Annotated in this window: 22 protein-coding genes; 9 read left to right on the top strand and 13 right to left on the bottom strand. The window is 68.8% G+C overall.

What is annotated here, in order from left to right; translation table 11 throughout:
- Positions 1 to 50: 50 nt before the first annotated feature.
- The gene (locus tag ACFPJ1_RS15265; RefSeq protein ID WP_380104284.1) at positions 51 to 221 is read right to left on the bottom strand and encodes a hypothetical protein; all 171 of its coding nucleotides are present in this window, start codon (positions 219 to 221) and stop codon (positions 51 to 53) included.
- Between the two features lie 9 nt (positions 222 to 230).
- Here ACFPJ1_RS15265 and ACFPJ1_RS15260 point away from each other — a divergent pair, with 9 nt between their 5' ends.
- On the top strand, positions 231 to 1517 hold the full coding sequence (locus ACFPJ1_RS15260) for an IS4 family transposase (RefSeq protein WP_380104282.1): 1287 nt from the start codon (positions 231 to 233) through the stop codon (positions 1515 to 1517).
- 148 nt (positions 1518 to 1665) lie between these two features.
- On the opposite strand, the gene ACFPJ1_RS15255 is transcribed toward ACFPJ1_RS15260, so the two are convergent.
- Together ACFPJ1_RS15255 and ACFPJ1_RS15250 are read right to left on the bottom strand one after the other, a co-directional pair.
- Complete coding sequence (locus ACFPJ1_RS15255) at positions 1666 to 2673, bottom strand: sugar phosphate isomerase/epimerase family protein (RefSeq protein WP_132298708.1); 1008 nt, start codon at positions 2671 to 2673, stop codon at positions 1666 to 1668.
- 18 nt (positions 2674 to 2691) lie between these two features.
- On the bottom strand, positions 2692 to 3786 hold the full coding sequence (locus tag ACFPJ1_RS15250) for a Gfo/Idh/MocA family protein (RefSeq protein ID WP_380104279.1): 1095 nt from the start codon (positions 3784 to 3786) through the stop codon (positions 2692 to 2694).
- Positions 3787 to 3855: 69 nt separating this feature from the next.
- On the opposite strand from ACFPJ1_RS15250, the gene ACFPJ1_RS15245 reads away from it, so the two are divergent.
- Positions 3856 to 5004: an ROK family transcriptional regulator gene (locus tag ACFPJ1_RS15245; RefSeq protein WP_380104277.1), complete on the top strand. Its 1149-nt coding sequence runs from the start codon at positions 3856 to 3858 to the stop codon at positions 5002 to 5004.
- A 24-nt stretch (positions 5005 to 5028) separates the two neighbouring features.
- Here the strand turns inward: ACFPJ1_RS15245 and ACFPJ1_RS15240 are convergent, their stop codons facing one another.
- Both ACFPJ1_RS15240 and ACFPJ1_RS15235 read right to left on the bottom strand, forming a co-directional pair.
- The gene (locus ACFPJ1_RS15240) at positions 5029 to 6033 is read right to left on the bottom strand and encodes an NAD(P)H-dependent glycerol-3-phosphate dehydrogenase (protein ID WP_132191392.1); all 1005 of its coding nucleotides are present in this window, start codon (positions 6031 to 6033) and stop codon (positions 5029 to 5031) included.
- The gene (locus ACFPJ1_RS15235) at positions 6030 to 6938 is read right to left on the bottom strand and encodes a lysophospholipid acyltransferase family protein (RefSeq protein WP_380104274.1); all 909 of its coding nucleotides are present in this window, start codon (positions 6936 to 6938) and stop codon (positions 6030 to 6032) included. The genes ACFPJ1_RS15240 and ACFPJ1_RS15235 overlap by 4 nt, the downstream gene beginning before the upstream one ends.
- A 16-nt stretch (positions 6939 to 6954) precedes the next feature.
- Here ACFPJ1_RS15235 and cofC point away from each other — a divergent pair, with 16 nt between their 5' ends.
- Both cofC and ACFPJ1_RS15225 read left to right on the top strand, forming a co-directional pair.
- Complete coding sequence (cofC, locus tag ACFPJ1_RS15230) at positions 6955 to 7626, top strand: 2-phospho-L-lactate guanylyltransferase (protein ID WP_380104272.1); 672 nt, start codon at positions 6955 to 6957, stop codon at positions 7624 to 7626.
- Positions 7627 to 7646: 20 nt separating this feature from the next.
- Positions 7647 to 7853 (top strand): hypothetical protein, encoded by a 207-nt coding sequence (locus ACFPJ1_RS15225; protein ID WP_380104270.1) that lies wholly within the window; start codon positions 7647 to 7649, stop codon positions 7851 to 7853.
- Positions 7854 to 8017: 164 nt separating this feature from the next.
- Here the strand turns inward: ACFPJ1_RS15225 and ACFPJ1_RS15220 are convergent, their stop codons facing one another.
- The 5 genes from ACFPJ1_RS15220 to leuC form a co-directional block, all read right to left on the bottom strand.
- The gene (locus ACFPJ1_RS15220; protein WP_380104268.1) at positions 8018 to 8596 is read right to left on the bottom strand and encodes an HU family DNA-binding protein; all 579 of its coding nucleotides are present in this window, start codon (positions 8594 to 8596) and stop codon (positions 8018 to 8020) included.
- 335 nt (positions 8597 to 8931) lie between these two features.
- Positions 8932 to 9120 carry a hypothetical protein gene (locus tag ACFPJ1_RS15215; RefSeq protein ID WP_380104343.1) on the bottom strand — a complete coding sequence of 63 codons (189 nt, stop codon included), beginning with the start codon at positions 9118 to 9120 and terminating at the stop codon, positions 8932 to 8934.
- A gap of 259 nt (positions 9121 to 9379) precedes the next feature.
- Entirely contained in the window at positions 9380 to 10546 is a 1167-nt protein-coding gene (gene corA, locus ACFPJ1_RS15210; protein WP_380104266.1) for a magnesium/cobalt transporter CorA, read from the bottom strand.
- Between the two features lie 396 nt (positions 10547 to 10942).
- Positions 10943 to 11542 carry a 3-isopropylmalate dehydratase small subunit gene (leuD, locus tag ACFPJ1_RS15205; protein WP_380104264.1) on the bottom strand — a complete coding sequence of 200 codons (600 nt, stop codon included), beginning with the start codon at positions 11540 to 11542 and terminating at the stop codon, positions 10943 to 10945.
- A gap of 13 nt (positions 11543 to 11555) precedes the next feature.
- Positions 11556 to 12986: a 3-isopropylmalate dehydratase large subunit gene (gene leuC, locus ACFPJ1_RS15200; RefSeq protein WP_380104262.1), complete on the bottom strand. Its 1431-nt coding sequence runs from the start codon at positions 12984 to 12986 to the stop codon at positions 11556 to 11558.
- 142 nt (positions 12987 to 13128) lie between these two features.
- On the opposite strand from leuC, the gene ACFPJ1_RS15195 reads away from it, so the two are divergent.
- Positions 13129 to 13848 (top strand): IclR family transcriptional regulator, encoded by a 720-nt coding sequence (locus ACFPJ1_RS15195; protein ID WP_012922430.1) that lies wholly within the window; start codon positions 13129 to 13131, stop codon positions 13846 to 13848.
- Here the strand turns inward: ACFPJ1_RS15195 and ACFPJ1_RS15190 are convergent, their stop codons facing one another.
- Complete coding sequence (locus tag ACFPJ1_RS15190) at positions 13849 to 14373, bottom strand: 2'-5' RNA ligase family protein (RefSeq protein ID WP_380104261.1); 525 nt, start codon at positions 14371 to 14373, stop codon at positions 13849 to 13851.
- A 167-nt stretch (positions 14374 to 14540) separates the two neighbouring features.
- On the opposite strand from ACFPJ1_RS15190, the gene ACFPJ1_RS15185 reads away from it, so the two are divergent.
- Positions 14541 to 15215 (top strand): response regulator transcription factor, encoded by a 675-nt coding sequence (locus tag ACFPJ1_RS15185; protein ID WP_380104260.1) that lies wholly within the window; start codon positions 14541 to 14543, stop codon positions 15213 to 15215.
- A 93-nt stretch (positions 15216 to 15308) separates the two neighbouring features.
- A complete protein-coding gene (locus tag ACFPJ1_RS15180; protein ID WP_380104259.1) occupies positions 15309 to 15683 on the top strand; it encodes a response regulator in 375 nt (124 codons plus the stop codon).
- Here ACFPJ1_RS15180 and ACFPJ1_RS15175 read toward each other — a convergent pair.
- Both ACFPJ1_RS15175 and ACFPJ1_RS15170 read right to left on the bottom strand, forming a co-directional pair.
- Positions 15643 to 17676, bottom strand: a complete 2034-nt coding sequence (locus ACFPJ1_RS15175) for a sensor histidine kinase (RefSeq protein ID WP_380104258.1) — start codon at positions 17674 to 17676, stop codon at positions 15643 to 15645. The two genes, ACFPJ1_RS15180 and ACFPJ1_RS15175, sit on opposite strands and share 41 nt — an antisense overlap.
- Position 17677: 1 nt before the next feature.
- The gene (locus tag ACFPJ1_RS15170; protein ID WP_380104257.1) at positions 17678 to 18970 is read right to left on the bottom strand and encodes a GAF domain-containing sensor histidine kinase; all 1293 of its coding nucleotides are present in this window, start codon (positions 18968 to 18970) and stop codon (positions 17678 to 17680) included.
- Between the two features lie 200 nt (positions 18971 to 19170).
- Here ACFPJ1_RS15170 and ACFPJ1_RS15165 point away from each other — a divergent pair, with 200 nt between their 5' ends.
- Both ACFPJ1_RS15165 and ACFPJ1_RS15160 read left to right on the top strand, forming a co-directional pair.
- Entirely contained in the window at positions 19171 to 19923 is a 753-nt protein-coding gene (locus ACFPJ1_RS15165; RefSeq protein ID WP_380104256.1) for an ABC transporter ATP-binding protein, read from the top strand.
- Between the two features lie 3 nt (positions 19924 to 19926).
- The gene (locus ACFPJ1_RS15160; protein WP_380104255.1) at positions 19927 to 22470 is read left to right on the top strand and encodes an ABC transporter permease; all 2544 of its coding nucleotides are present in this window, start codon (positions 19927 to 19929) and stop codon (positions 22468 to 22470) included.
- The last annotated feature ends 3 nt before the right edge of the window (positions 22471 to 22473 follow it).

The following is a 22473-nucleotide window of genomic DNA, read 5'->3' as shown; positions in this document are numbered from 1 at the left end:
CAACACGCCCTTGACAGCACCCCAACCCGCCTAACTAACCGGCTTTGGGGCTAGGGGAGTTCTAGTTGGAGCTCGATCAGCCAGGGGGAGTTGTCGGGGCCGGTGGCTTCTAGATAGTGCTCTCGCCAGGTGGGGGAGGTGAGGGGTTGCTGGTGGTTGTTGGCGGTGGCCCAGGTACTCGCACGATCAGGGTGGCCGAGGGTGCGTTCGCGCCGGGTCATCTGGGCGAGTTGACCCGGTTCATCCCGTTCGAGATGGTCGATGAGGTCCTCGCCGAGACTCGCAGGACCCAGGCCAGGGTGCGCGATCTACCGGCTCGGGTCGTGGTCTATCTGGTCCTGGCCGGGTGCCTGTTCACCGATCGCGGCTATGGCCAGGTGTGGCACCGGCTGGTGGCCGGCCTGCACGGCCTGGCCGTGGCCGCGCCGACCGCGGCGGCGTTGACCCAGGCCCGGCAGCGGCTCGGTGCCACACCCTTGAAAGCCTTGTTCGACCTGGTCCGTGGCCCGGCCGCGACGACCGCCACGGGTGGGGTGCGGTGGCGAGGGCTGCTGGTCACCGCGATCGACGGCACCACGATGACGGTGCCCGACACCGCCGCCAATCTGGGCGTGTTCACCAAACAGGCCGGCGGCAACGGCGGCTCGGGGTACCCGCTGCTCCGGCTCCTGGCCGTGGTCTGCTGCGGCACCCGCACCATCCTCGACGCGACGTTCGGCTCGGCCCTGATCGGGGAAACCACTTACGCTCCACCGCTGCTGGCCCGCTGCCTGAGGACCGGGATGATCGTGCTGGCCGACCGGGGCTTCGCCGCCCAGACCATCATCACCGCGATCACCACCACCGGCGCCCACCTACTGATCCGCTGCAAAGCCAACCGCAAACTCCCCACCCTGCACCGCCACCGCGACGGGTCCTACCAGTCGATGTGGAACGGCACTGCGATCCGCGTGATCGAGGCCGAGATCACCATCGCCACCTCGAACGGCACCCGCACCGGCACCTACCGGCTCATCACCACCCTGCTCGACCCGCACACCTACCCGGCGTTCGACCTGGTCACGCTCTACCACCAACGCTGGGAAATCGAGACCGCCTACCTGGAAATCAAATCCACCATCCTCGGCGGACACGTCCTGCGCGCCCGCACCCCGACCGGCATCACCCAAGAGGTCTACGCCCTGCTGGTCACCTACCAGCTCCTGCGCCAAGCCATGACCGATGCCACCGACACCCGCCCCGGCACCGACCCCGACCGAGCCAGCTTCACCACCGCCCTCAACGCCGCCCGCGACCAAGTCGTCCAAGCCACCGGCGTCATCGCCGACACCGTCATCGACCTCGTCGGCCAGATCGGCCGACTCGTCCTGGCCAACCTCCTCCCCACCCGCCGAACCCGCCTCGGCCCCCGCGCCGTCAAACGAGCCATGTCCAGATACCCCGCCAAAGGACCCAACATCAACCGCACCACCTACCAAGCCACCATCAGCATCGACATCCACAACCCACCGCCTTGACAACGCACCAAACCACCTAACTAACCGGCTTTGCCCCTAGCCCCTCACCGCGGATCTGGGGAGCCCGAGGGCCGCTGGGAATGACGAACTCGTCCGGCCGGCGGGAGGCCGGGACGGACGAGTTCGTTGGCGGCACTGGTGCGTGGGGTTACTTGTCGGTGGCGAAGGCGGCGTCGAAGGAGGCTTCCGGCTTGTCGAAGGCCAGTTTGCGGATGACGTCGACTGCTTCGGCGGCGCCGACCTTGCGTTCCATGCCGGCGTCCTCCCACTCGACCGAGATCGGCCCGTCGTAGCCGATCGCGTTCAGGACGCGGAAGCAGTCCTCCCAGTTCACGTCACCGTGGCCGGTCGAGTAGAAGTCCCAGCCGCGCCGCGGGTCGCCCCACGGCAGGTGGGAGCCGAGCCGGCCGTTGCGGCCGCCGCCGACCCGCATCCGGGTGTCCTTGCAGTCGACATGGTAGATCCGGTCCTTGAAGTCCCACAGGAAGGCGACCGGGTCGATGTCCTGCCAGACCATGTGGCTCGGGTCCCAGTTCAGCCCGAACGCCTCGCGGTGACCGATCGCCTCGAGGGTGAGGGTGGTGGTCCAGTAGTCGTACGCGATCTCCGACGGGTGCACCTCGTGCGCGAACCGCACGCCGACCTCGTCGAACACGTCGAGGATCGGGTTCCACCGGTCGGCGAAGTCCTGGTATCCCGCCTCGATCCGCTCGGCCGGCACCGGCGGGAACATCGCGACGTACTGCCAGATCGAGGAGCCGGTGAAGCCGATCACCGTGTCGACCCCGAGCTTCGCCGCGGCGCGGGCGGTGTTCTTCAGGTCCTCGGCGGCGCGCTGCCGAACACCCTCGGCGTCGCCGTCGCCCCAGACGCGGGACGGCACGATCGCCTGGTGCCGGAAGTCGATCGGGTTGTCGCAGACCGCCTGGCCGACCAGGTGGTTCGAGATCGCGAAGACCTGCAGGCCGTGCCGCTCGAGGATCTCCTTGCGGCCGGCGATGTAGGTGTCGTCGTCGATGGCCTGCTGGACGTCGAAGTGGTCGCCCGAGCAGGCGATCTCGACGCCGTCGTAGCCCCAGGATGACGCCAGGCTGCAGACCTCTTCGAACGGCAGGTCGGCCCACTGGCCGGTGAACAGGGTGATCGGGCGTGGCATGCGCAGACTCCTCGGGGTTCAGTTCTCGACAGTGGTCCAGGCACCATCCGCTGCGGCGGACCGCAGGACGGCGTCTACGAGCTGGGCAGAACGGGCACCTGCGGCGAAGTCCGGCAGTCCGTCCGGATGATCGCCGTCCAGCGCGGCCGCATAGGTATCGGCAACGAACGAGTCGAACGCGTCCTGGTATCCCTGGGCGTGACCGGCCGGCAGCCGGTTCACCCGGGCGGCAGGCGGGCTCAGCGTCTCCGGGTCGCGCGTCAGCAGCAGGTTCGCCGCGCGCCGGCCGACCCAGAGGCGGTCCGGGTCTTCCTGGTCGAAGCCGAAGCTCGACTCGGTCCCGGAGACCTCCAGATAAAGGCGGTTCTTCCGCCCGGCGGCGACCTGGCTCACGACCACCGTGCCGACGACGCCGGCCGCGGTACGGAACTGGGCGGTGGCGAGATCCTCGGTCCGCACCTCGACGCCGCCGCGGGTCGCGCGCACGGTGCGGGTCTGCGCGCTGACGTCGGCGATCCGGTCACCGGTGACGAACTCGGTCAGGTCGCACCAGTGCGAGCCGATGTCCGCGAAGGTCCGGGACGGTCCCCCGGCCACGTCGTCGACGCGCCAGTTCTGGTCGTTCTCACCCGCGAGCCAATCCTGCAGGTAGCTGCCGTGCAGGCTGGTGATCTGGCCGGCCTCGCCCTCCGCGATCCTGGTCCGCAACTCCCGGACCATCGGGTGGTAGCGATAGACGAACGGCACCGTCGCCACCCGCCCGGCTTCCTGCGCGGCCGCGTGCAACCCGATCGCGTCCTTGGCAGAGGTCGCCAGCGGCTTCTCGCAGATGACGTGCTTGCCCGCTTCGAGCGCTTGCAAGGTCACCGGCAGATGCGTGTTGTTCGGAGTACAGACGTGGACCAGATCGAGGTCTGCGGCGAGCAACTCTTCCAAGGTGGCGAATCCACGCTCGGCGCCGGTCGCCGCCGCGGCGGCCTCCGCGCGATCCGGACTCGAGCCGACGGCGCCGACGACCTGCGCGCCGGCGACCAGGGCAGACCGGCCGTGCACGCGGCCCATGAAGCCGCCACCGACGATCCCGACTCTGAGCTTGCGCGCTGTGGTGGACATGACCGGGACGCTATGCCACACTTCCGATTCCTGTCAAACAAAAGTCCAGCACCGATCGGCGGAAGTCTCGTGGCAGAAGATCTCAGTACTACGGCCGCGGACGCGGGCCCTGTACTGCGTCTGCTCCTCGACGGCCAACCGCGGACGCGGACCGAGTTGATGGACCTCACCGGGCTGGCCAGATCGACGGTCACCGGGCGGCTGGAAACTCTTGTCGCAATGGAGTTCGTCCAGCCGTACGGCGAGGCGGCGTCGACGGGCGGGCGGCCCCCGGCGCGGTTCAGGTTCAACCCGGCGGCGAGGTTGGTGCTCGCCGCGGATGTCGGCGCGACCCATCTGTCGGTCGCGCTCGCCGACCTGACCGGGCAGATCCTCGACAGCATCACGGTCCCGCAGAACATCGCCGACGGCCCGGAGATCGTGCTCGGCGCGATCGCCGAGCACGGCCGCTCATTGCTCGCCGCGACCGGCAGCACGACGACGAAACTCGCCGGCACAGGAGTCGGGCTCCCCGGCCCGGTCGAACATTCGACCGGACGCCCCAACCACCCACCGATCATGCCGGGCTGGGACTCGTACGACGTCGTCGGTCACCTGTCGGCGGAGTTCCCCGGGCCGGTGCTGGTCGACAACGACGTGAACATGATGGCGCTCGGCGAGCACGCCACGCAGTACTCCGAGGTCGAGCATCTGCTCTTCGTCAAAGTTGCCACGGGCATCGGTGCCGGGGTGATCAGCGGTGGCCGGCTGCATCGTGGCGCGCAGGGCGCAGCGGGCGACATCGGGCACATCCAGGCGCCGGGTCACACCGAGCTGTGCCGCTGCGGCAACACGGGCTGCCTCGAGGCGGTCGCGTCGGCAGCGGCGATCGCGGCCAACCTACGAGCCGAAGGACTGAAGGCGGAGACCAGCCAGGACGTGGTCGACCTGGTCCGGGCCGGCAACACCACCGCGACCCAGGCCGTCCGCCAAGCCGGTCGCGAGATCGGCACCGTCCTCGCGGCCTGCGTGAGTCTGCTGAACCCCTCCGTCATCGTCATCGGAGGTTCCCTCTCCCAGGCCGGCGACAGCCTCCTGGCCGGCATCCGCGAAGCGATCTATGCCAGATCCTTGCCCCTGGCCACAACCGAGCTCCAGGTGGTCGCCTCCCGCACCGGCCGGCAGGCCGCGGTCCGAGGCGCCGCCACCATGGTCCTGCACCACACCCTCGGCCTCTGAGTTCACGGGCAGGCCGCGCGTGGGTCAGCCCCAGCGTTCGGACTTGGCGGATCTGGAGATGAGGCTGACGAGCATGTCCTTGGGGGTCATCTCGCCGGCCACGACCTTGGTGACGTGTTCGGCGATGGGCATCTCCACGTCGTGGTGGTGGGCCAGTTCGCTGATGGACGAGCAGGACTTGACGCCTTCGGCGACCTGACGGGTCGCACCGGCGATCTCGGCGACGCTCATGCCCTGGCCGAGCTTCTCGCCGAACGTGCGGTTCCGGGACAGCGGGGACGAGCAAGTCGCGACAAGGTCACCCAGGCCGGCGAGGCCGGAGAAGGTGTGCTCGTCTGCGCCCAGTACTGCGCCGAGCCGCGCCGTCTCCGCAAGACCGCGGGTGATCAACGAGGCCCGGGCGTTGTCGCCGAAGCCCAGGCCGACGGCCATCCCGACGGCAAGTGCGATCACGTTCTTGGTGGCGCCACCGAGCTCGACGCCGATCACGTCGGTGTTCGTGTACGGGCGGAACGTCGGCGAGTGGCACAGCTTCTGCAGCCGGTGGGCGGTGCCCTCGTCTACGCAGGCGATCACCGCGGCGGCAGGTTGGCCCTCGGCGATCTCGCGGGCCAGGTTGGGGCCGGAGACGGCGGCGATCCGTTCGGGGCCGGCGCCGGTGAGCTCGGCGATCACCTCGCTCATGCGTTTCGTCGTACCGAGCTCGACGCCCTTCATCAGGCTCACCAGCGGTGCGGCGGGTGGCATCAGCGCGGCCCAGTCGGACAGGTTCTCGCGCAGCGACTGGCTGGTCACCGCGAGCACGATCGCCTCGGCGCCGTCGGCCGCGGCGGCCGGGTCGTGGGTTGCGGTGATCGCGTCCGGCAGTCGCAGGCCGGGCAGGTAGTCCGGGTTCTCGTGCCGCGTGTTGATCACTTCGCAGAGCGATTCACGGCGGCCCCAGACGGACACCTGGTTACCGGCCTGGGCGAGCACCGTGGCGAAGGCGGTCCCCCAGGACCCCGCGCCGAACACCGCAACTTTTGTCATCGAGTCTCCTCATCCTCACGGTTCCCGGCGCCGTCAGTCCCGGCCGCCCGCTCACGATCACCAGCAGAGTCGGTGCCGGCCGCACGGTTCTTCTCATCCGCCTCGGCCTTCCCATCCGCCTCGGCCTGCTGCATCGCCTGATGCTTGCGCAGGTCGAACAACTCCTTGGGCGGAGCTTCCGCACGCAGTACTCCGAGCTCGTCGGCGACCCGGTGCATGATCACCTCGGTTGCCTCGTGCAACAGCTGGTTGGTGATCGGCTGGCCCTCGAACGCGCTCAGGTCGACCGGCTCGCCGGCGATCACCCGCATCGTCTTGCGGGGCAGCAACCGGATCCTCAGACTGCCGTACGACGCGAAGACCTCCTGCGCGCCCCAGTTCGCGATCGGGATCACCGGGCAGCCGGTCAACAGGGCGATCCGGGCGGCGCCCGTCTTGCCGGTCATCGGCCAGCCCTCGGGGTCGCGGGTGATGGTGCCCTCGGGGTAGACGCCGACGCACTCACCCTTCTCCACGGCGGCGACGGCGGCCCGGAAGGCGTCGGCGGCCTCGGCCGAGTCGCGGTACACGGGGATCTGGCCGGCGCTGGTGATGATCCGGCCGACGATCGGCAGCTTGAACAACGACGCCTTGCCGAGCAGTCGCGGGATCCGCCGGCACTCCCAGATGTAGAAGCCGAGCACGAACGGGTCGAAGTGCGAGATGTGGTTCGTGACGAACACCATGCCGCCGGTCCGCGGCACGTTCTCGCGGCCCCGGAAGTCCTGCTTGGTGAAGATCAGCATGAACGGTTTGACGATGGCCACCACCAGGCCGAACCAGAAACCCCGACGCGGCCGGGGCCCCTCGGCTGTGCGCTGGCCGTTCACTACTGCCTCCTGGTGCTCGTCACTGCCGTACGTCATGGGAGAATCCTGCCTGATGGCAGACCTACAGGTCGCTCCCTGGACCCTGGTGATCCCGGTGAAGCGTACGGCGATCGCGAAGAGCCGGCTTGCTGCCGCCTACCCGCAGCACCGTCCGGAGCTCGCCCATGCCTTCGCAGTCGACACTACTGCGGCAGCACTGGAGTCTCCCCTCGTCCGGGCCGTCCTGGTGGTCACCGATGATCCAGTGGTCTCGGCGGACGTCACAGCGGTCGGCGCACGCGTCGTACCGGACCTCCCGGCCGCAGGGCTCAACGAAGCGCTGGAGCACGGCGCTGCCGTCGCTGCAGCCGAGTTCCCCGGCTCCGGCGTGGTCGCGCTGTCTGCAGACCTACCCGCACTCCGGCCGGCCGAGCTGACCCTCGCCCTGGCTGCCTGCACTGCGGACCGAAGCTTCGTGATCGACCTGCCAGGCACCGGTACTACGATGCTCGCCGCCGCGCCGGGGATCGCGTTGGACCCGCGCTTCGGGGTGGGTTCCGCCTTGGCTCACCAGGCGTCGGGCGCAGTACCGATTGAGCTTGCGGGGATCGAGTCGGTACGCCGGGACGTCGACACGGCGGCAGATCTCGCCCACGCAGTACAGCTGGGAGTCGGACCGAGCACGGCCGACGTGATGTCGCTTGTCCTGGGGGCCGCGACCGGCTCCGAGGGACTCGCCTGCTGATCATCGGTTAACGTGACGTCATGCAAGCCACAGTGAGCCGGTACGACGCCGAGACAGCCTCGGGCACGGTGTTGACCGACCGCGGCGTCGAACTCCCTTTCACAGCGGAGGCTGTCGCACACACCCCGGTCCGGCTGCTCCGGCTCGGGCAGCGGGTCCGCATCACCACCACCGGCTCCGGCGCCTCGGTCGCGATCACCGAGATCCACTTCATCACCCTGCCCTGATACGGCTGTGTGGCATAGACCTGATGTTGCCGCGGACACCTACTTCCTGACACGGCTTCCCGACACAGCTTCCTGACACAGCTTCCTGACACGGCGAAGGCCGGTCGCCCCTGGGGTGGGGTGACCGGCCTTCGCTGGTGTTGCTGGTGCTGCAGTGCTTCAGGTCAGCGAGCTGCTGCGCGCTTGACCGGAGCCTTCTTGGCGGGGGCCTTCTTGGCCGGCGCCTTCTTGGCGACGGTCTTGGCCGGAGCCTTCTTGGCCACGGTCTTCTTGGCGACCGCCTTGGCCGGAGCCTTCTTGGCGGGGGCCTTCTTCGCGACCGTCTTGGTGGCAGCGGCCTTGGCCGGCGCCTTCTTGGCGGCGGTCTTGGTCGCGGCGGCCTTGACCGGCGCGGCCTTCTTGGCCGGAGCGGCTGCCTTGGTGGCGGTGGCCGCCTTCGGCACCACCAGCTTCGGCAGCTTCTTGGCCCCGGAGACAACGGCCTTCAGCTCCGCACCCGCGCGGAACTTCGGAACCACGGTCTTCTTGGCACGCTTGGTCTCGCCGGTCCGCGGGTTGCGGACCATCCGGGCACCGCGCTCGATGGCCTCGAAGGCACCGAACCCGGTGATGGCGACCTTGCCGCCCTTCTTGGTCAGCTCGCGCTCGACGGTGTCGATCACCGCCTCCAAGGCGTGCTGGGCCGAACGGCGATTTCCGTCGAAGTGCACTGCGAGCGCTTCGACCAACTGGCTCTTGTTCACTGCTTCCCTCCGTGAACGTAGGCGTCGAGCACAGCGCTCGATCTTCCGTGAACGTTATGGACTCATCGGTGAGTTCACAAACACCAACGCGGCAATTCGGCCTTGTTTTAGGCGATTTGGGCCATAAAACACCTCGATTCGGCCCCGAACGGGTTCCCGATTCCCTGCTGAGCAACGAACCGGCGACCAACGGTGACCCCGTTCACACCCCGCTCGGGGGTCACCGAACCACCATCATGACCCCGTTGAAGCCATCGAAGAAGCCCCCGGACCCAAGGCATTCGGGCCGATCGAGGATCCAGTCCACGCCGTTGCCGCGTCGGTCGGCGAACCGTTCAGCGGCGCTTGCCACCGCGCAGAGTGCGAATCCCCGACTGGGCGGTGTCGAGGCTACGGGTCAGGGTGCTCTCGCCCTTCTTCGCCCGGATCGCCTCACTCACCTTGCCGAGCAGCCACTCCACCAACGGCACGGCGATCGCCAGCACCGCCCACATGATCAGCTTTCGCCGCAGGAACAACCACATCGTGTCCACACCTCCAAGTGTCCTGGGTCGGGTGTTGTTTGAGTGATTGCGGTGGTCAGGTGCGTGCATCGCGGTGCTGGACGAGCGTCCTCGATGCGGAGCATCGTGGATGGTTGGCCAGTGCCGTGAGGTGCGTGCCTGGGCGCCGCAAGCGCCAAACAACACCCGACACAGGACACTAAGTTCCCGATGCCTCGAAGACTAGTGCCCCAAGTCGAGGTTCCGACTCGGGGCACCAGTGCCCTCGGGGCAAACGGGATCAGAGCCAGCCGCGGCGTTTGAAGATCAGGTGTAGACCACCACACACCATCGCCATCAGGCCGATCGCGAAGGGATAGCCGAACTGCCAGTGCAGTTCGGGCATCGAGTCGAAGTTCATCCCGTAGACGGTGCCGATCAACGTCGGCGCGAACAGAATGGCGGCCCAGGCGGAGATCCGTTTCACCTCTTCGTTCTGGTCGTTGCTGGCGACCGTGAGGCTCTTCATCTCCTCGTTCTGCTGCTGGGCGACCAGCGTCGCGTTCACCGTCAGGATGTCGCGCAGCAGTTCGCGGAACGCGTCCACCCGCTCGACCACCTGGGTGACGTGGTCAGCCACGTCGCGCAGGGAGCGCTGCAGCTCCTCGTCCACGCCGTACTTGTCGAAGCCGGCCCGCAACGAGTCGAGCATGCCGATCAGCGGCCGGGTCGCGCGCTGGAACTCGATCACCTCGCGGGACAGTTCGTAGATGCGCCGCGACACCTTCGGGTCGCCGCGGAACACCTCGGTCTCGATCTCGTCGATATCGTTCTCGAGCCCGGCGACCACCGGCGCGTACCCGTCGACGACCTTGTCCATGATCGCGTAGAGCACCGCCTCGGTGCCCCGGCGGAGCAGCTCGGGATCGCGTTCCACCCGGCGGCGTACGGCGGCCAGGTTCGGCGCCTCGGCATGCCGGACCGTCACCACGAAGTCCGGGCCGACGAACAGGTGCACCTCGCCGAACTCGACCTCCTCGGTCGCGTCCCGGTAGCGCGCGGCCTTCAGGACCACGAACAGGGTGTCGCCGTACCGCTCGAGCTTCGGCCGCTGGTGGGCCTGGATCGCGTCCTCGATGGCCAGCTCGTGCAGGTCGAACTCCTGCGCCAGCGAGTTGAGCTCACGCCGGTCCGGCCGGTACAGGCCGATCCAGGCAAGGCCTTGCGGTGACTCGTGCAGCACCTGATAGGTGTCGGCCAGCGACTCCGGCGACGCGACCCGGTTGCCGTCGCAGTAGATCGCGCTGTCGACCACGCTGTGGCCCTTGGGTTTCGGCCCCGCGGTCAGCGACGGCTGATGCTCGGCCGGGACCGGAACGGCCGGCCCAGCGGCGTACCGGCGCGCGGCGGCGCGAAGCGAGGGGGTGCGGCTGAACGCACGAAGAGTGCGCAGGCGAAGGTCGGACATGATGAGTCCTCCAAGTGCGAGGTGCGGAAGAAGTGGGCGTCATCTGCCCGACCCCCGCGACTCGTACGTCGCGCACCGCGCTGCAGGTCGTCCGACGCGATCCGCGCGGGAAGACCTGACCTGGAAGAGGATTCAGCGCCTCAAGGTCGAGCGAGATCGGTATGTCTGGAGGGTTCGCCGGTCATCGCGCGCCTCACCTCCAAGATCTCGCAGGCCTTGTTCTGACAACTTCAGAAGGATAACACTGGAGTTATCGCTGTTGATGTGCGATTCGTTACGCCGAGGTTTCCCCACCCGTCCACCGGGTACTGCGCCGCCGCTGCCCCCACGGCACAACGTCCGAAGAACTGAGGGCTATGACCCTCGGTTCTTCGGACGCAAGCGAAAGCTTGGAGGTCAGGCCTTGGCGGGGAGGGTGGCGGGTTTGAAGGACGGGCGGGTGGCCTCGTAGGAGGTGATGTCGTCGGCGTGCGACAAGGTGATGCCGACGTCGTCGAGGCCGTTCAGCAGCCGGTAGCGGGTGTAGTCGTCGATCTCGAAGGGCGCCGAGACGTCACCGGCCGAGATCGTCTTGTGCTCCAGGTCCACCGTGACCTTGGTACCCGGGTCGTTCTCGACCGCGGTCCACAACTGCTCGACCACGTCCTGCTCCACGAGCGCCGCGAGCAGTCCGGCCTTGCCGGAGTTGCCCCGGAAGATGTCGCCGAACCGCGACGACACGACCACCCGGAACCCGTAGTCCAGCAGGGCCCAGACCGCGTGCTCACGCGACGACCCGGTGCCGAAGTCCGGCCCGGCCACGAGCACCGAGACTCCCTCGTACTGCGGCTGGTTCAGGACGAAGGCGGGATCGTTGCGCCAGGCAGCGAACAGGCCGTCCTCGAAACCGGTGCGGGTGACCCGCTTGAGGTAGACCGCGGGGATGATCTGGTCGGTGTCGACGTTGCTGCGCCGTAGTGGGGCCGCGGTGCCGATGTGCTGGGTGAAGGCTTCCATGATTCCTTTGTCCTCAGACGTTCTCGGGTACGGCGACCTCGACCGGCGGCAGATCGGCCGGTGCAGCGAGGGTTCCGGTGACGGCGGTGGCGGCGGCGACCAGAGGCGACACCAGGTGGGTGCGGCCACCCTTGCCCTGGCGGCCTTCGAAGTTCCGGTTGGAGGTCGACGCGCTGCGCTCCCCCGGGGCCAACTGGTCCGGGTTCATCCCCAGGCACATCGAGCATCCGGCGCCACGCCACTCGGCGCCCGCGTCCTTGAAGATCACGTCGAGGCCCTCGGCCTCGGCCTGCAGCAGGACCCGCCCGGAGCCCGGCACCACGAGCATCCTGGTGCCGTCGGCAACCTTCCGCCCGGCCAGTACTCCGGCGGCCGCGCGCAGGTCCTCGATCCGGCCGTTGGTGCAGGACCCGAGGAACACCGTGTCGACGCGCACCTCGCGCAGCGGCGTACCGGCGGTGAGGCCCATGTACTCCAGCGCGCGGGCCGCGGCGATCTTGTCGTTCTCGTTGTCGAAGTCGTCAGGCGAGGGGACGTTCGCGGACAGCGGCACGCCCTGGCCCGGGTTGGTTCCCCAGGTGACGAACGGCGCGACGTCCTCGGCCCGCAGTACGACCTCACGGTCGAAGGTGGCGTCCTCGTCGGTCGCCAGGCTCTTCCAGTACTCGACCGCGGCTTCCCAGTCGAGGCCCTGCGGCGCGTGCGGCTTGTCCTTCAGGTACGCGAAGGTCGTCTCGTCCGGCGCGATCATGCCGGCCTTGGCACCCCACTCGATCGACATGTTGCAGATCGTCATCCGGGCTTCCATCGACAGCGCGCGGATCGCCTCACCGCGGTACTCCACGATGTAGCCCTGGCCGCCACCGGTACCGACCTGCGCGATCAGCGACAGCACCAGGTCCTTGGCCGAGACACCGTCGGGCAGTACTCCGTCGACGGTGACGGCCATCGTCTTCGGCCGGGCCTGCATCAGCGTCTGGGTGGCGAGCACGTGCTCGACCTCGCTGGTGCCGATGCCGAAGGCGATCGCGCCGAACGCGCCGTGCGTGGAGGTGTGGCTGTCACCGCAGACCACGGTCATCCCGGGCTGGGTCAGGCCGAGCTGCGGGCCGATCACGTGCACGACGCCCTGGTCCGGGTCGCCGAGGGTGTGGATCCGGATGCCGAACTCCTCGGCGTTCTTGCGCAGCGCGTCCACCTGGGTCCGCGACACCAGGTCGGCGATCGGCTTGTCCACATCCAGGGTCGGGACGTTGTGGTCCTCGGTGGCGATCGTCAGGTCGGGGCGACGCACCTGCCGGCCGGCCAGCCGGAGGCCGTCGAAGGCCTGCGGACTGGTCACCTCGTGCACCAGGTGAAGATCGATGTAGAGGAGGTCGGGCTCTCCGTCGGCATGGCGCACGACGTGCGCATCCCAGACCTTTTCCGACAACGTCCGACCCATCAGACTTCTCCTCCTTGAGACTTTTCCTCGCCCCACCGGCCCCGGTCAGGGTTTGTGGTGTGCTTCACTCTCGCCAACATTGCGCCGGAATCGGCCCGATCAGCGACTTGCGTTCCACGATTCGAGACGGCAATATCGTCTCATGGACAACTCTAGCGGAGTCGGCGTTCTCGACAAAGCAGCTCTCGTTCTGTCCGCACTCGAGTCCGGGCCGGCGACCCTGGCCGGACTCGTGGCGGCGACGGGACTGGCCCGGCCGACGGCTCACCGGCTCGCCGTCGCGCTCGAGCACCACCGGTTGGTGGGGCGCGACATGCAGGGCCGGTTCGTGCTCGGCCCCCGCCTGAGCGAGTTGGCCTCCGCGGCCGGTGAGGACCGGCTGCTGGCTACCGCCGGTCCGGTGCTGGCCCGGCTGCGCGACATCACCGGCGAGTCAGCTCAGCTCTTCCGGCGCCAAGGCGAGTACCGCGTCTGCGTCGCGGCCGCCGAGCGTCCATCCGGTCTGCGCGACACCGTGCCCGTCGGCAGTCAGCTCACCATGGCGGCCGGGTCGGCAGCGCAGATACTGCTCGCCTGGGAGGACCCGGAGCGGATGCACCGCGGCCTCCACAACGCGACCTTCAACGCGGCAGCCCTGGCCGGCGTACGGCGCCGCGGCTGGGCGCACTCGGTCGGCGAACGGGAGCAGGGCGTCGCCTCGGTCTCCGCGCCGGTCCGCTCCCCCTCCGGCAAGGTGATCGCCGCGGTCTCCGTCTCCGGCCCGATCGAACGCCTCTCCCGCCAGCCCGGCCGGATGCACGCCCCGGCCGTGATGGCCGCCGCCGAGCGCCTCTCCGAAGCCCTCCGCCGCGCTTCCGAGTAGTCAGGGCAAATGGGTCAGCGGCCACAGCCGACCCGTACTGCTGTCGATCAGGGCCGCATGGTCGGCGGTCGTCTCCAGCGGCAGTACGTCGTACACGGCGGCCGCGAGAATCGGCAGGACTACCAGCGGGACTCGTGGAGCGATGGTGCAGTGCGGGACCCAGAGGCCGGGTTGGTAGTGCCGGTGCAGGTCCGCTCCGGTCTCGTTGAGCGCGGAGACTGCTCGCTCTTGACGCTGTAATACGTCTGCGCTGACAGCGGGGACGAGCCAGGCGCGGCCGCGGCGGAAGCTTCCGAGCGCGTCGAAGTGGAGCTTGACGGGACCGTCGTCGGGCAGGGACTCGACGGCTTTCCGCACCTCGTCGTGCTGCCATTCCCGCAGTACGGCCAGCGACAGGTGCGGCACGTGCCGGCCGTGGGTGTGGGACTTCAGCGTTGGTACGCCGAGGTCCTCCAGCCGGTCCCACAGACCCCGCAGGATCCGGTCGGATCGCCGGTCGAAGAGCAGACACACGGCGAGTGCCATACGACCACGGTAGGCCGGGCTGTTGTTTACCGGCCGTGCCGGGATGACCATGACGGTATGGAACGGGACTGGTTTGCGGTCGGCTGGAAGATGCTGGTCGTCCGCGGGGTGATCGGCATGGTGTTCGGCATCAGCGCCTCTCTCGGCCCGCAGTGAATGCTGTGGTGTTGCGAGTTGTCTTTGCGGACGACAACTTCCTGGTGCGTGAAGGCATCTCCGCGCTGCTCACCGAGGCCGAGGACATCGAACTCGTCGACGTGGTCACCGATCCGGCGGCGTTGCTGGAGTCCGTGGCCCGGCACCGGCCGGATGCCGTCCTGACCGACATCCGGATGCCCCCGACCTTCACGACCGAGGGCATCGACGCCGCGAAGCGGATCCGGGCCGACCACCCGTCGATCGGGGTCGTCGTGCTGTCGCAGTACGTCGAGGAGGACTACGCGTTCGACCTGCTGTCCGAGGGCGCCGCCGGCCTCGGGTATCTGCTGAAGGAACGGGTGTCGCAGCGTGACGAGCTGCTGCGAGCCCTGTACGACGTTGCGCGCGGCGGCTCCGTCCTCGATTCCAGGGTCGTCGAGGGTCTGCTGGCGCGAAAGGCGCAGGAATCACGCTCCCCCTTGCCCGGCCTGACCGACCGGGAGCGCGAGGTGCTCCAGGAACTCGCCGCCGGCCGGAGCAACGAGGCGACGGCCAAAGCCCTGTTCATGAGCACTCGGGCGGTCGAGAAACACATCAGCTCGCTCTTCCAGAAACTCGGCCTCGCCGACGAGTCCGACGTGAACCGTCGCGTCATGGCCGTCCTCGCCTTCCTCGAGGCGACCGGCGGGCCGGCCGGCCGCTGACGTCGGCGGGGGTCAGCCGTACCAGGCCGGGCGGACAGCACCATGTCGCGACGATGCCTTGACCCCCCACGATGGCCTTCAGGAGGTGAGCACGTGGGCGAGGTACGCGTTCTGATCGTGGACGACCAGGAGCCGTTCCGCCAGGCGATCGCTACCGTCGTGTCGGAGACCGACGGTTTCGTCGTCGTCGCGTCCACCTCGTCCGGGGAGGAGGCGCTGCTCGCCGTCCCGAGGCTGCGGCCGAGCCTTGTGCTCATGGACGTCAACCTGCCCGGCATCGACGGCATCGAGGCCACCCGGCGGATCACCCGGCACGCCGATCCGCCGATCGTCGTACTGCTCTCGACCTATGACCGGGAGGAGTTCGACCTCTCCGGCTGTGGAGCTGCGTCGTACCTGGCCAAGGCCTCGTTCGGTCCCGACCTGCTCACAGACGCGTGGGCTCGCCGGCATCGACCGGAATGCTGACCGACAGCAGGCCCGCCTCGTCGAGCGACAGCCGTCCGCCCGCAGCCTCGACCCGGTCGACGATCGCCTGTACGTCGATCCGGTCGCGGGCGTGGCCGCGGATCTGCACGACCAGCTCCGCTGCCACGACCCGGAGGTCGATCCGGGCCCCCATGGAGCCGGCGCGCACCGCCTCGATACAGGCGAAGTACGCCGCTGCCTCGACTCTGGCCGGGAACCGCCGGTCAGCCGACGGCTCGAAGTGCACAGTGACAGCCTGACCGTTCCGCGCCAGATGGGAGCTGAGCGCGCGGGCCAGCCCGGCCCGGGCCAGCTGGGTCGGGAACAGCCCTTGGGTCAGTACGCGCAACGACTCGAGTGCCGCGTTCGTCTCGTCAACGAGCTGCTCGAGCTCGTCCGTCGCCGTGCTCCCCGACTTCGCCACGCTGAGGCGGCTCAACCGCTCGGGCATGAGCTGGAGATGGGACAGCACGTCCCGCGAGATCGCGGACTCCAGTCGGCGGCGAGCGGCGTCGTCGGCCGCGATGATCCTTCGCCGGGACTCGGCCAGCGCCTCGGTGGTCCGATCGAGGGCAGCCACGTGCTCCGCCAGCTCGGCCTCCATCGCGGCGTTGCGGAATGCCAGCGCCGTCTGGTCGGCCAGATCACGCAGCAGTTGCTCGTCCGCGGGCCGGAGCCCGCGCCCCTTCGGCATCGTGACGCCGATGCTGCCGAGGGTGTCGCCACCCTGCCGGACCGGCACCTCGTACTCCGGTGCTCCGTCGGAGTCCGGTGCTCCGTCGGCCGGGCCAGGCCAGACGTCGGAGATTCCGACCAGGCCGGGAACCTGCAGAACCGCAGTGGAGGACCGCGCCGACACCGCGCGCCCGGCCGCTTCCGCGACAGCAGGCAGCAGCGCGTTCGGTGACGGCGGCTCCGTGAGGCGACGGCTGTAGTCGGAGAGTGCCTCGTAGGGCAACGCCCTGTCCCCGTAGGCCAGCCGGTTGGCCAATCGGACGACCCGTTGGCGGAGCGGCTGGAACGCGAGCGCGACCAGCGCGGTGGCGAGCAGCGACAGCCAGAATCCACTCGTCTGGGTGTTGAGCAGGGATGCGACCGCAAGGACCAGAGCGGTGTAGCCGATCCCAGCAAATATGGTGCCCAAGGCAAGGACGACGGCCCGGTTGATGATCAGGTCCAGATCGAACAGCCGGTAGCGCAGTACCGCGACGGCGAACAGCAGCGGTAGACAGAAGTAGGAGACGAACAGCGGGAGGCTCGAGATCCAGGTCTGCCGTCCGCCGTTGGACAGCTGGACGACGATCAGGTGGACGAAGCTCAGGGCGATGAACACCGCCGACAGCGCGATCAGCCGCAACTGCTGCCGCGGCACTCCCCGGCTACGACGCAGCCGGAGGACCATGGACACCATCGCGGCGACCAGGCCGGCGGCGATGAACGGCAGACCCAGCACGGACAACAGACTGCCGAGCGGCCCGACCTCCTGCCGGTCGATGTCGAACTCGGTCGGCGACAGGGTGAGCAGGCTTCCGGCGTAACCGACGTACCCCACCAACGCCACGACGGCCGCGGCGCGCCAACGGCGGGACAGGAGCCGGCCGTCCGGCGCAACCAGGAAGAGGATCGCCAGCGCAGCCAGGGAAAGCTGTCCACCCAACAGGGCGGCGATCCAGCCTGAGATTCCGCCGAGGCTCCGCGACCCCGGCCCGTCGGCCGTGACCACCCACACGCTGTAAGCCTCGGTCAGCAACGAGATCGCTGAGAGGAAGCCGATCAGGCAGAGCAGCCAGCCGATCGGGTGCTGCGCCCACCGTGCCACGATCAGCGCACCCATCGCGGAGCACCCCACGACTGCAGCAGTGACGAACGGGAAACCGTGCACGGCGACGGCTTCCTCGGACAGCAGCGGCCGGTAGGCCGAGGTGACCCAGACATCGGCGCCGGCGATGAGCACGGTGAGCGCGGTCAGCACCCAGGCCACTCGCGCGTACATGTCAGTCCCCCGGCCGGCGCGCACCCGGCAGTCGCGCTGCTACCAGGGTGCCGCGCAAGGGTGTCGTCTCGATGGTCAGCGTTCCGCCTGCCGACTCGACCCGGTCCCGCATGTTGGCCAGACCTGCGCCTGCATGCGCTGCCCCGAGATCGAAACCGGCACCGTCGTCCTGGACGGTCACCTCGAGGATTGTGGGGCCGCCCCGCAGGCCCAGGCGGATCGCCGTCGCCGAGGAGTGCTTGGCCGAGTTCTGCAGCGCCTCCAGCGCACAGAAGTACGCGGCGGCCTCGACGCCCGCCGGGTACCGGCCGATGTCAGCCGCGAGCAGTTCGGCCGGCAGCGGGCTCCAGGCGACCGCCGTCCGGAGCGCAACCGCAAGCCCTTCGTCGACGAGCAGGTTCGGGTAGATGCCCCGCGACAGGCTGGTGATCGCCTCGATGGCCGCTTTGGCCGCCTGGCATTGCTCCCCGAGCAGCCGATCGGCCCGCTCGGGCGACCGTCCGGCCAAGGTGTGTGCCAATCTCAGGTTCACCGCGAGCGCGACCAGATGCTGCTGAGCGCCGTCATGGATGTCGCGCTCGAGCCGTTTCCGCTCGGCGTCCTGCGCGTCGACGAGTCGTTGCCTTGACCTTCGCAGTTCCGCTGCCAGCCTGGACAGCTCCGCGAGCCGATGAACCAGCTCGGCCCGCAACCGCGCGCCACGCAGTACCAGCCCGGCCTGGTTGGCCAGCCCTGCGAAGAGTCGTTCCTCGACCGGCGTCAGCGGTACGTTCTCGTGTTCCTGGACGACCAGAACACCCAGCAACTCTCCGGCCTGGCGCACCGACAACTGCCGCCGACCGGGCAACTCGCGGACCGTCGCTCCGTCAGGGGGCCAGGCTGCGGCGAGCCTCAACCGGCCGTCGACCATCAGCCACACCTGCGCTGCCTTGGCACCCGTCCCGGCGGCCAGTACTTCGGCCATCCGGGCCGGCAGGTCATCCGTCGCCGGGCCGCCACCGGTCACCGCCGGCGAGAACCGGCTCAAGACCTCGTACGGCGACTGCGAGCCACCGTGCACCAATCGCGACATGACGACCTCGAGGCGTGACTGCACCCGCCCGAGGGACAGGGCCACCACCGCAGTCGCCAGCACCGAGAGTCCCGCGTGCGGCGACGACGTGTGGCCGATGAGGGCACCACCGCCGAGAACGATGACGACGTACACCAGCACCACGAACACCACGAGCCCGCCCAACACCAGCAGAGCAGCGAGTTGTTCACGGCGGGTCCGCCGTCGCCCCCACAACTTCACCTTTGCAGTCTGCGCCCACCGGCGTCGGGATGGGAGTGCCCGAACCCCAGGGGTGGGGTCAGCCGCACGATCGTCCGCAGATTGCCCACGGGCAGCGCCCCGACGGCGTGCGCCCAGCCCGATGGGATCAGGCGGCCGGAACGCCTTTGCTGGGATCACGCCACTCGACCGGGGGGCGAACCAGGCACAGGGAGAATCACATGTCTGCCACCACCACCATTGCGCCGGCGACGGCCGCGGCCCGGGCCGAGGGCGTCAGCAAGTTCTACGGCACCGGCGACGCGACCATCGCCGCACTCAAGGACGTCAGCGTCAGCCTCGACGCCGGCAGGTTCACCGCGATCATGGGGCCGTCCGGCTCGGGCAAGTCGACCTTGCTGCACATGCTCGCCGGCCTCGACCGGCCGACGTCCGGCGAGGTGTTCCTCGGGGACACCCAGATCACCTCGCTCAACGACAAAGCGCTCACGCTGTTGCGCCGGGACCAGATCGGCTTCATCTTCCAGTCGTTCAACCTGCTGCCCACGATGAGCGCCGCGGAGAACATCGTCCTGCCGATCCGCATCGCCGGCCGCAAGCCGGACGACATCTGGGTCAAGTCGATCGTCGACAAGCTGGGGCTCGCCGACCGGCTGAGCCATCGTCCGACCGAACTGTCCGGCGGGCAGCAGCAACGGGTCGCCGCGGCCCGTGCGCTCGCCTCGCGTCCGCAGATCGTCTTCGCGGACGAGCCCACCGGTGCGCTCGACTCCGCCTCGGGAACCGAACTACTCGGCTTCCTGCGCAAGGCCGTCGAGGAGCTCGGCCAGACGGTCGTCATGGTCACTCACGACCCGACCGCCGCCAGCTACGCCGACCGGGTCCTGTTCCTGGCCGACGGGCACGTCGTCGACGAGATGTTCGAGCCGACGGCCGACGCCGTTCTCGACTTCATGAAGCATCTAGGAGCCTGAACCATGTTCACCGCAACGCTGCGCGGCATGCTCGCGCACAAGGTGCGACTCGCCTTGACCGTGGCCTCGATCGCACTCGGGGTCGCGTTCCTGGCCGGCACCCTCGTCCTGACCGACACCATGCGCCTGGCCTTCGACCAGCTGTTCGGCAAGGTTTCCGCCGGCACCGACGCGGTCGTCCGCGCCGAGGCCGCCTACAGCCAGTCCGAAGGCATCAGCACCAGCCGGGCCCCGATCCCCGCCTCTGTCCTCACCCAGGTACGCCAGGCCGACGGGGTCCGCACCGCCGAGGGCTCCGTGAGCGGCTACGCGCTGCTGACCGACAACAGCGGCCGGGCCGTGCTGACCAGCGGCGGAGCGCCCACCATGGGCTACAGCCTGCCGGCCGATCCCGCGCTGCGAGGTGACGTCAAGCTCCTCACCGGCGCCGCGCCCTCGGGCGCGCACCAGGTGGCGATCGATGCCACCAGTGCCGAGGAACACCACATCGCGCTCGGCTCCACGATCAAGGTGCTGTTCCGCGGTCCGACCCAGGAGTTCACCGTGGTCGGCACCGTCGGTTTCGGCGGCGAGAAGAACCTCGGTGGTACCACGGGGGCGTACTTCGACTCCGCCACCGCGCAGCAGGTGCTGGGAGCGCCCGGCCTGTTCGACTCGATCAGTGTCAGCGCCGATCCCGGAGTAGCACCAGCCGACCTGGCGCAGAAGATCAACACGGTGCTGCCCGAGGGCGCCGAGGCAGTCACCGGTGCGACCGTGGTGAAGGAGTCCGCGGACGCGGTGAACAAGGACCTGAAGGTCGTCACCGTGATGTTCATGATCTTCGCCGGTATCGCCTTGTTCGTCGGCTCGTTCATCATCTGGAACACCTTCACCATGACGATCACCCAGCGATCCCGGGAGATCGCCCTGCTGCGGGCCATCGGCGCCACCCGGCGCCAGGTGAACCGGAGCCTGGTGCTCGAGGCGCTGCTGCTCGGCCTCGTCGCGTCGGCCGTCGGTATCGGTCTCGGCCTCCTCGTCGCCAAGGGCCTCAACCTGCTGATGGGCGCGGTCGGCTTCAGCCTGCCCAGTACGTCGATGCAGGTGGAGCCCCGCACCATCGTGGTATCCCTGCTGGTCGGCACCGTGGTCACCGTCGCGGCGGCACTCGTCCCGGCCCACCGGGCGACGAAGGTGCTGCCGGTAGAGGCGCTGCGTGAGGCAGTGCCAGGCTCCGGCAACCCGACGAAGAAGCGGGTGATCAGCGGGGCCGTCGTCACCGTCATCGGTCTGACCGGTCTGTTCATGACCTTGTACGCCGACCTGAGTATGAAGCTGTTCGGCCCCAGCCTGCTGGCCATCATCGTCGGTGTCCTCATGCTGCTGCCGGCTGCCGCCCGTCCGCTGGCGTCACTGATCGGCGTACCGCTGCGGATGCGCGGCCTGCCCGGCGAGCTGGCCAGGCAGAACGCGATGCGCAATCCCCGCCGTACGTCGTCCACGGCCGCCGCGCTGATGGTCGGCCTGACCCTCGTCGTCAGCATGGGCGTGTTCGCCTCGTCGCTGAAGGCCTCGTTCACCGACATCATCGGGGATTCGACCAACGCCTCCCTGTTCGTCACCCCCTCGAGTTCGCAGGGCCCGGGCTTCAGCCCGGAGGCGATCAAGGCGGTCCAGGGCGTGTCCGGGGTCGACAAAGTCTCCGCCAGCGGCTGGGGTCAAGCCCGGTTCAACGGCGCGGACTCGAGCTACTCAGCCGTCGACCCGGCCACCGCGACGGCAGGGCTGAACCTGCGGTTGTCGGCCGGCTCCGTGTCCGACCTCGGCACCACCGGGATCGTGGTGGCGCAATCCGCCGCGACCACGCACGGGTGGAAGGTCGGCGACAGCATCGGGACCGAGTTCGCCGAGACCGGCAAGCACGTGATGAAGGTCGTCGGCATCTACGACAGCAAGGGCTGGATCAGCGACGACTTCGTCATCAGCATCGCCGCTCAGACCGCCGCGGCCGGCCCGCAGCTGATCAACTCCGGCCTGGTCACGCTCCTGCCCGGCGCCGACCGGTCGACCGTCCAGAAGGCCATCACCGCGGCCCTGGCCGACCACCCCGACGCGAAGGTGCTCGATCGCAAGGGGTTCGAGCAGGAAGCCGGCGGTTTCATCGACAAGCTGCTCACCTTCGTCACGGTGATGTTGCTGCTCGCGGTCATCATCGCGCTGCTGGGCATCGTCAACACCCTGGTGCTGTCGGTCTTCGAGCGGACCCGTGAGCTGGGCCTGCTCCGGGCGGTCGGCATGACGCGGGCCCAGGTCCGGGCGATGGTGCGCTGGGAGTCCGTGGTCATCTCCCTGATCGGTGCGCTGGCCGGCGCCGCCCTCGGCATCGGCTTGGGGCTCGCACTGTCGCAGGCACTCGCGGACGAGGGCATCAAGGCCATCTCGATCCCCGGCCTGCAGGTGGCGCTCTACGTGGTGCTGGCCGCGGTCGCAGGGGTTCTGGCGGCCGTCGGACCGGCCAGGTCCGCCGCCAAGGTCGATGTCCTGAAGGCGGTGGTGGCGGACTGAGAT

Source organism: Kribbella qitaiheensis (genome assembly GCF_042657745.1).
GTDB classification, from domain to species: Bacteria; Actinomycetota; Actinomycetes; order Propionibacteriales; family Kribbellaceae; genus Kribbella; species Kribbella qitaiheensis.
The sequence above is the reverse complement of the archived record's forward strand: the minus strand, read 5'-3'. Positions and strand labels throughout refer to the sequence as shown.

Bases quoted from the DNA above. Each gene is read 5' to 3' on its own strand.
- ACFPJ1_RS15265 (WP_380104284.1), bottom strand. From the start codon at position 221: ATGACCCGGCGCGAACGCACCCTCGGCCACCCTGATCGTGCGAGTACC.
- ACFPJ1_RS15255 (WP_132298708.1), bottom strand. From the start codon at position 2,673: ATGCCACGCCCGATCACCCTGTTCACCGGCCAGTGGGCCGACCTGCCG.
- ACFPJ1_RS15250 (WP_380104279.1), bottom strand. From the start codon at position 3,786: ATGTCCACCACAGCGCGCAAGCTCAGAGTCGGGATCGTCGGTGGCGGC.
- ACFPJ1_RS15240 (WP_132191392.1), bottom strand. From the start codon at position 6,033: ATGACAAAAGTTGCGGTGTTCGGCGCGGGGTCCTGGGGGACCGCCTTC.
- ACFPJ1_RS15235 (WP_380104274.1), bottom strand. From the start codon at position 6,938: ATGACGTACGGCAGTGACGAGCACCAGGAGGCAGTAGTGAACGGCCAG.
- cofC (WP_380104272.1), top strand. From the start codon at position 6,955: ATGGCAGACCTACAGGTCGCTCCCTGGACCCTGGTGATCCCGGTGAAG.
- ACFPJ1_RS15225 (WP_380104270.1), top strand. From the start codon at position 7,647: ATGCAAGCCACAGTGAGCCGGTACGACGCCGAGACAGCCTCGGGCACG.
- ACFPJ1_RS15215 (WP_380104343.1), bottom strand. From the start codon at position 9,120: ATGTGGTTGTTCCTGCGGCGAAAGCTGATCATGTGGGCGGTGCTGGCG.
- corA (WP_380104266.1), bottom strand. From the start codon at position 10,546: ATGTCCGACCTTCGCCTGCGCACTCTTCGTGCGTTCAGCCGCACCCCC.
- leuD (WP_380104264.1), bottom strand. From the start codon at position 11,542: ATGGAAGCCTTCACCCAGCACATCGGCACCGCGGCCCCACTACGGCGC.
- leuC (WP_380104262.1), bottom strand. From the start codon at position 12,986: ATGGGTCGGACGTTGTCGGAAAAGGTCTGGGATGCGCACGTCGTGCGC.
- ACFPJ1_RS15195 (WP_012922430.1), top strand. From the start codon at position 13,129: ATGGACAACTCTAGCGGAGTCGGCGTTCTCGACAAAGCAGCTCTCGTT.
- ACFPJ1_RS15190 (WP_380104261.1), bottom strand. From the start codon at position 14,373: ATGGCACTCGCCGTGTGTCTGCTCTTCGACCGGCGATCCGACCGGATC.
- ACFPJ1_RS15175 (WP_380104258.1), bottom strand. From the start codon at position 17,676: ATGTACGCGCGAGTGGCCTGGGTGCTGACCGCGCTCACCGTGCTCATC.
- ACFPJ1_RS15165 (WP_380104256.1), top strand. From the start codon at position 19,171: ATGTCTGCCACCACCACCATTGCGCCGGCGACGGCCGCGGCCCGGGCC.
- ACFPJ1_RS15160 (WP_380104255.1), top strand. From the start codon at position 19,927: ATGTTCACCGCAACGCTGCGCGGCATGCTCGCGCACAAGGTGCGACTC.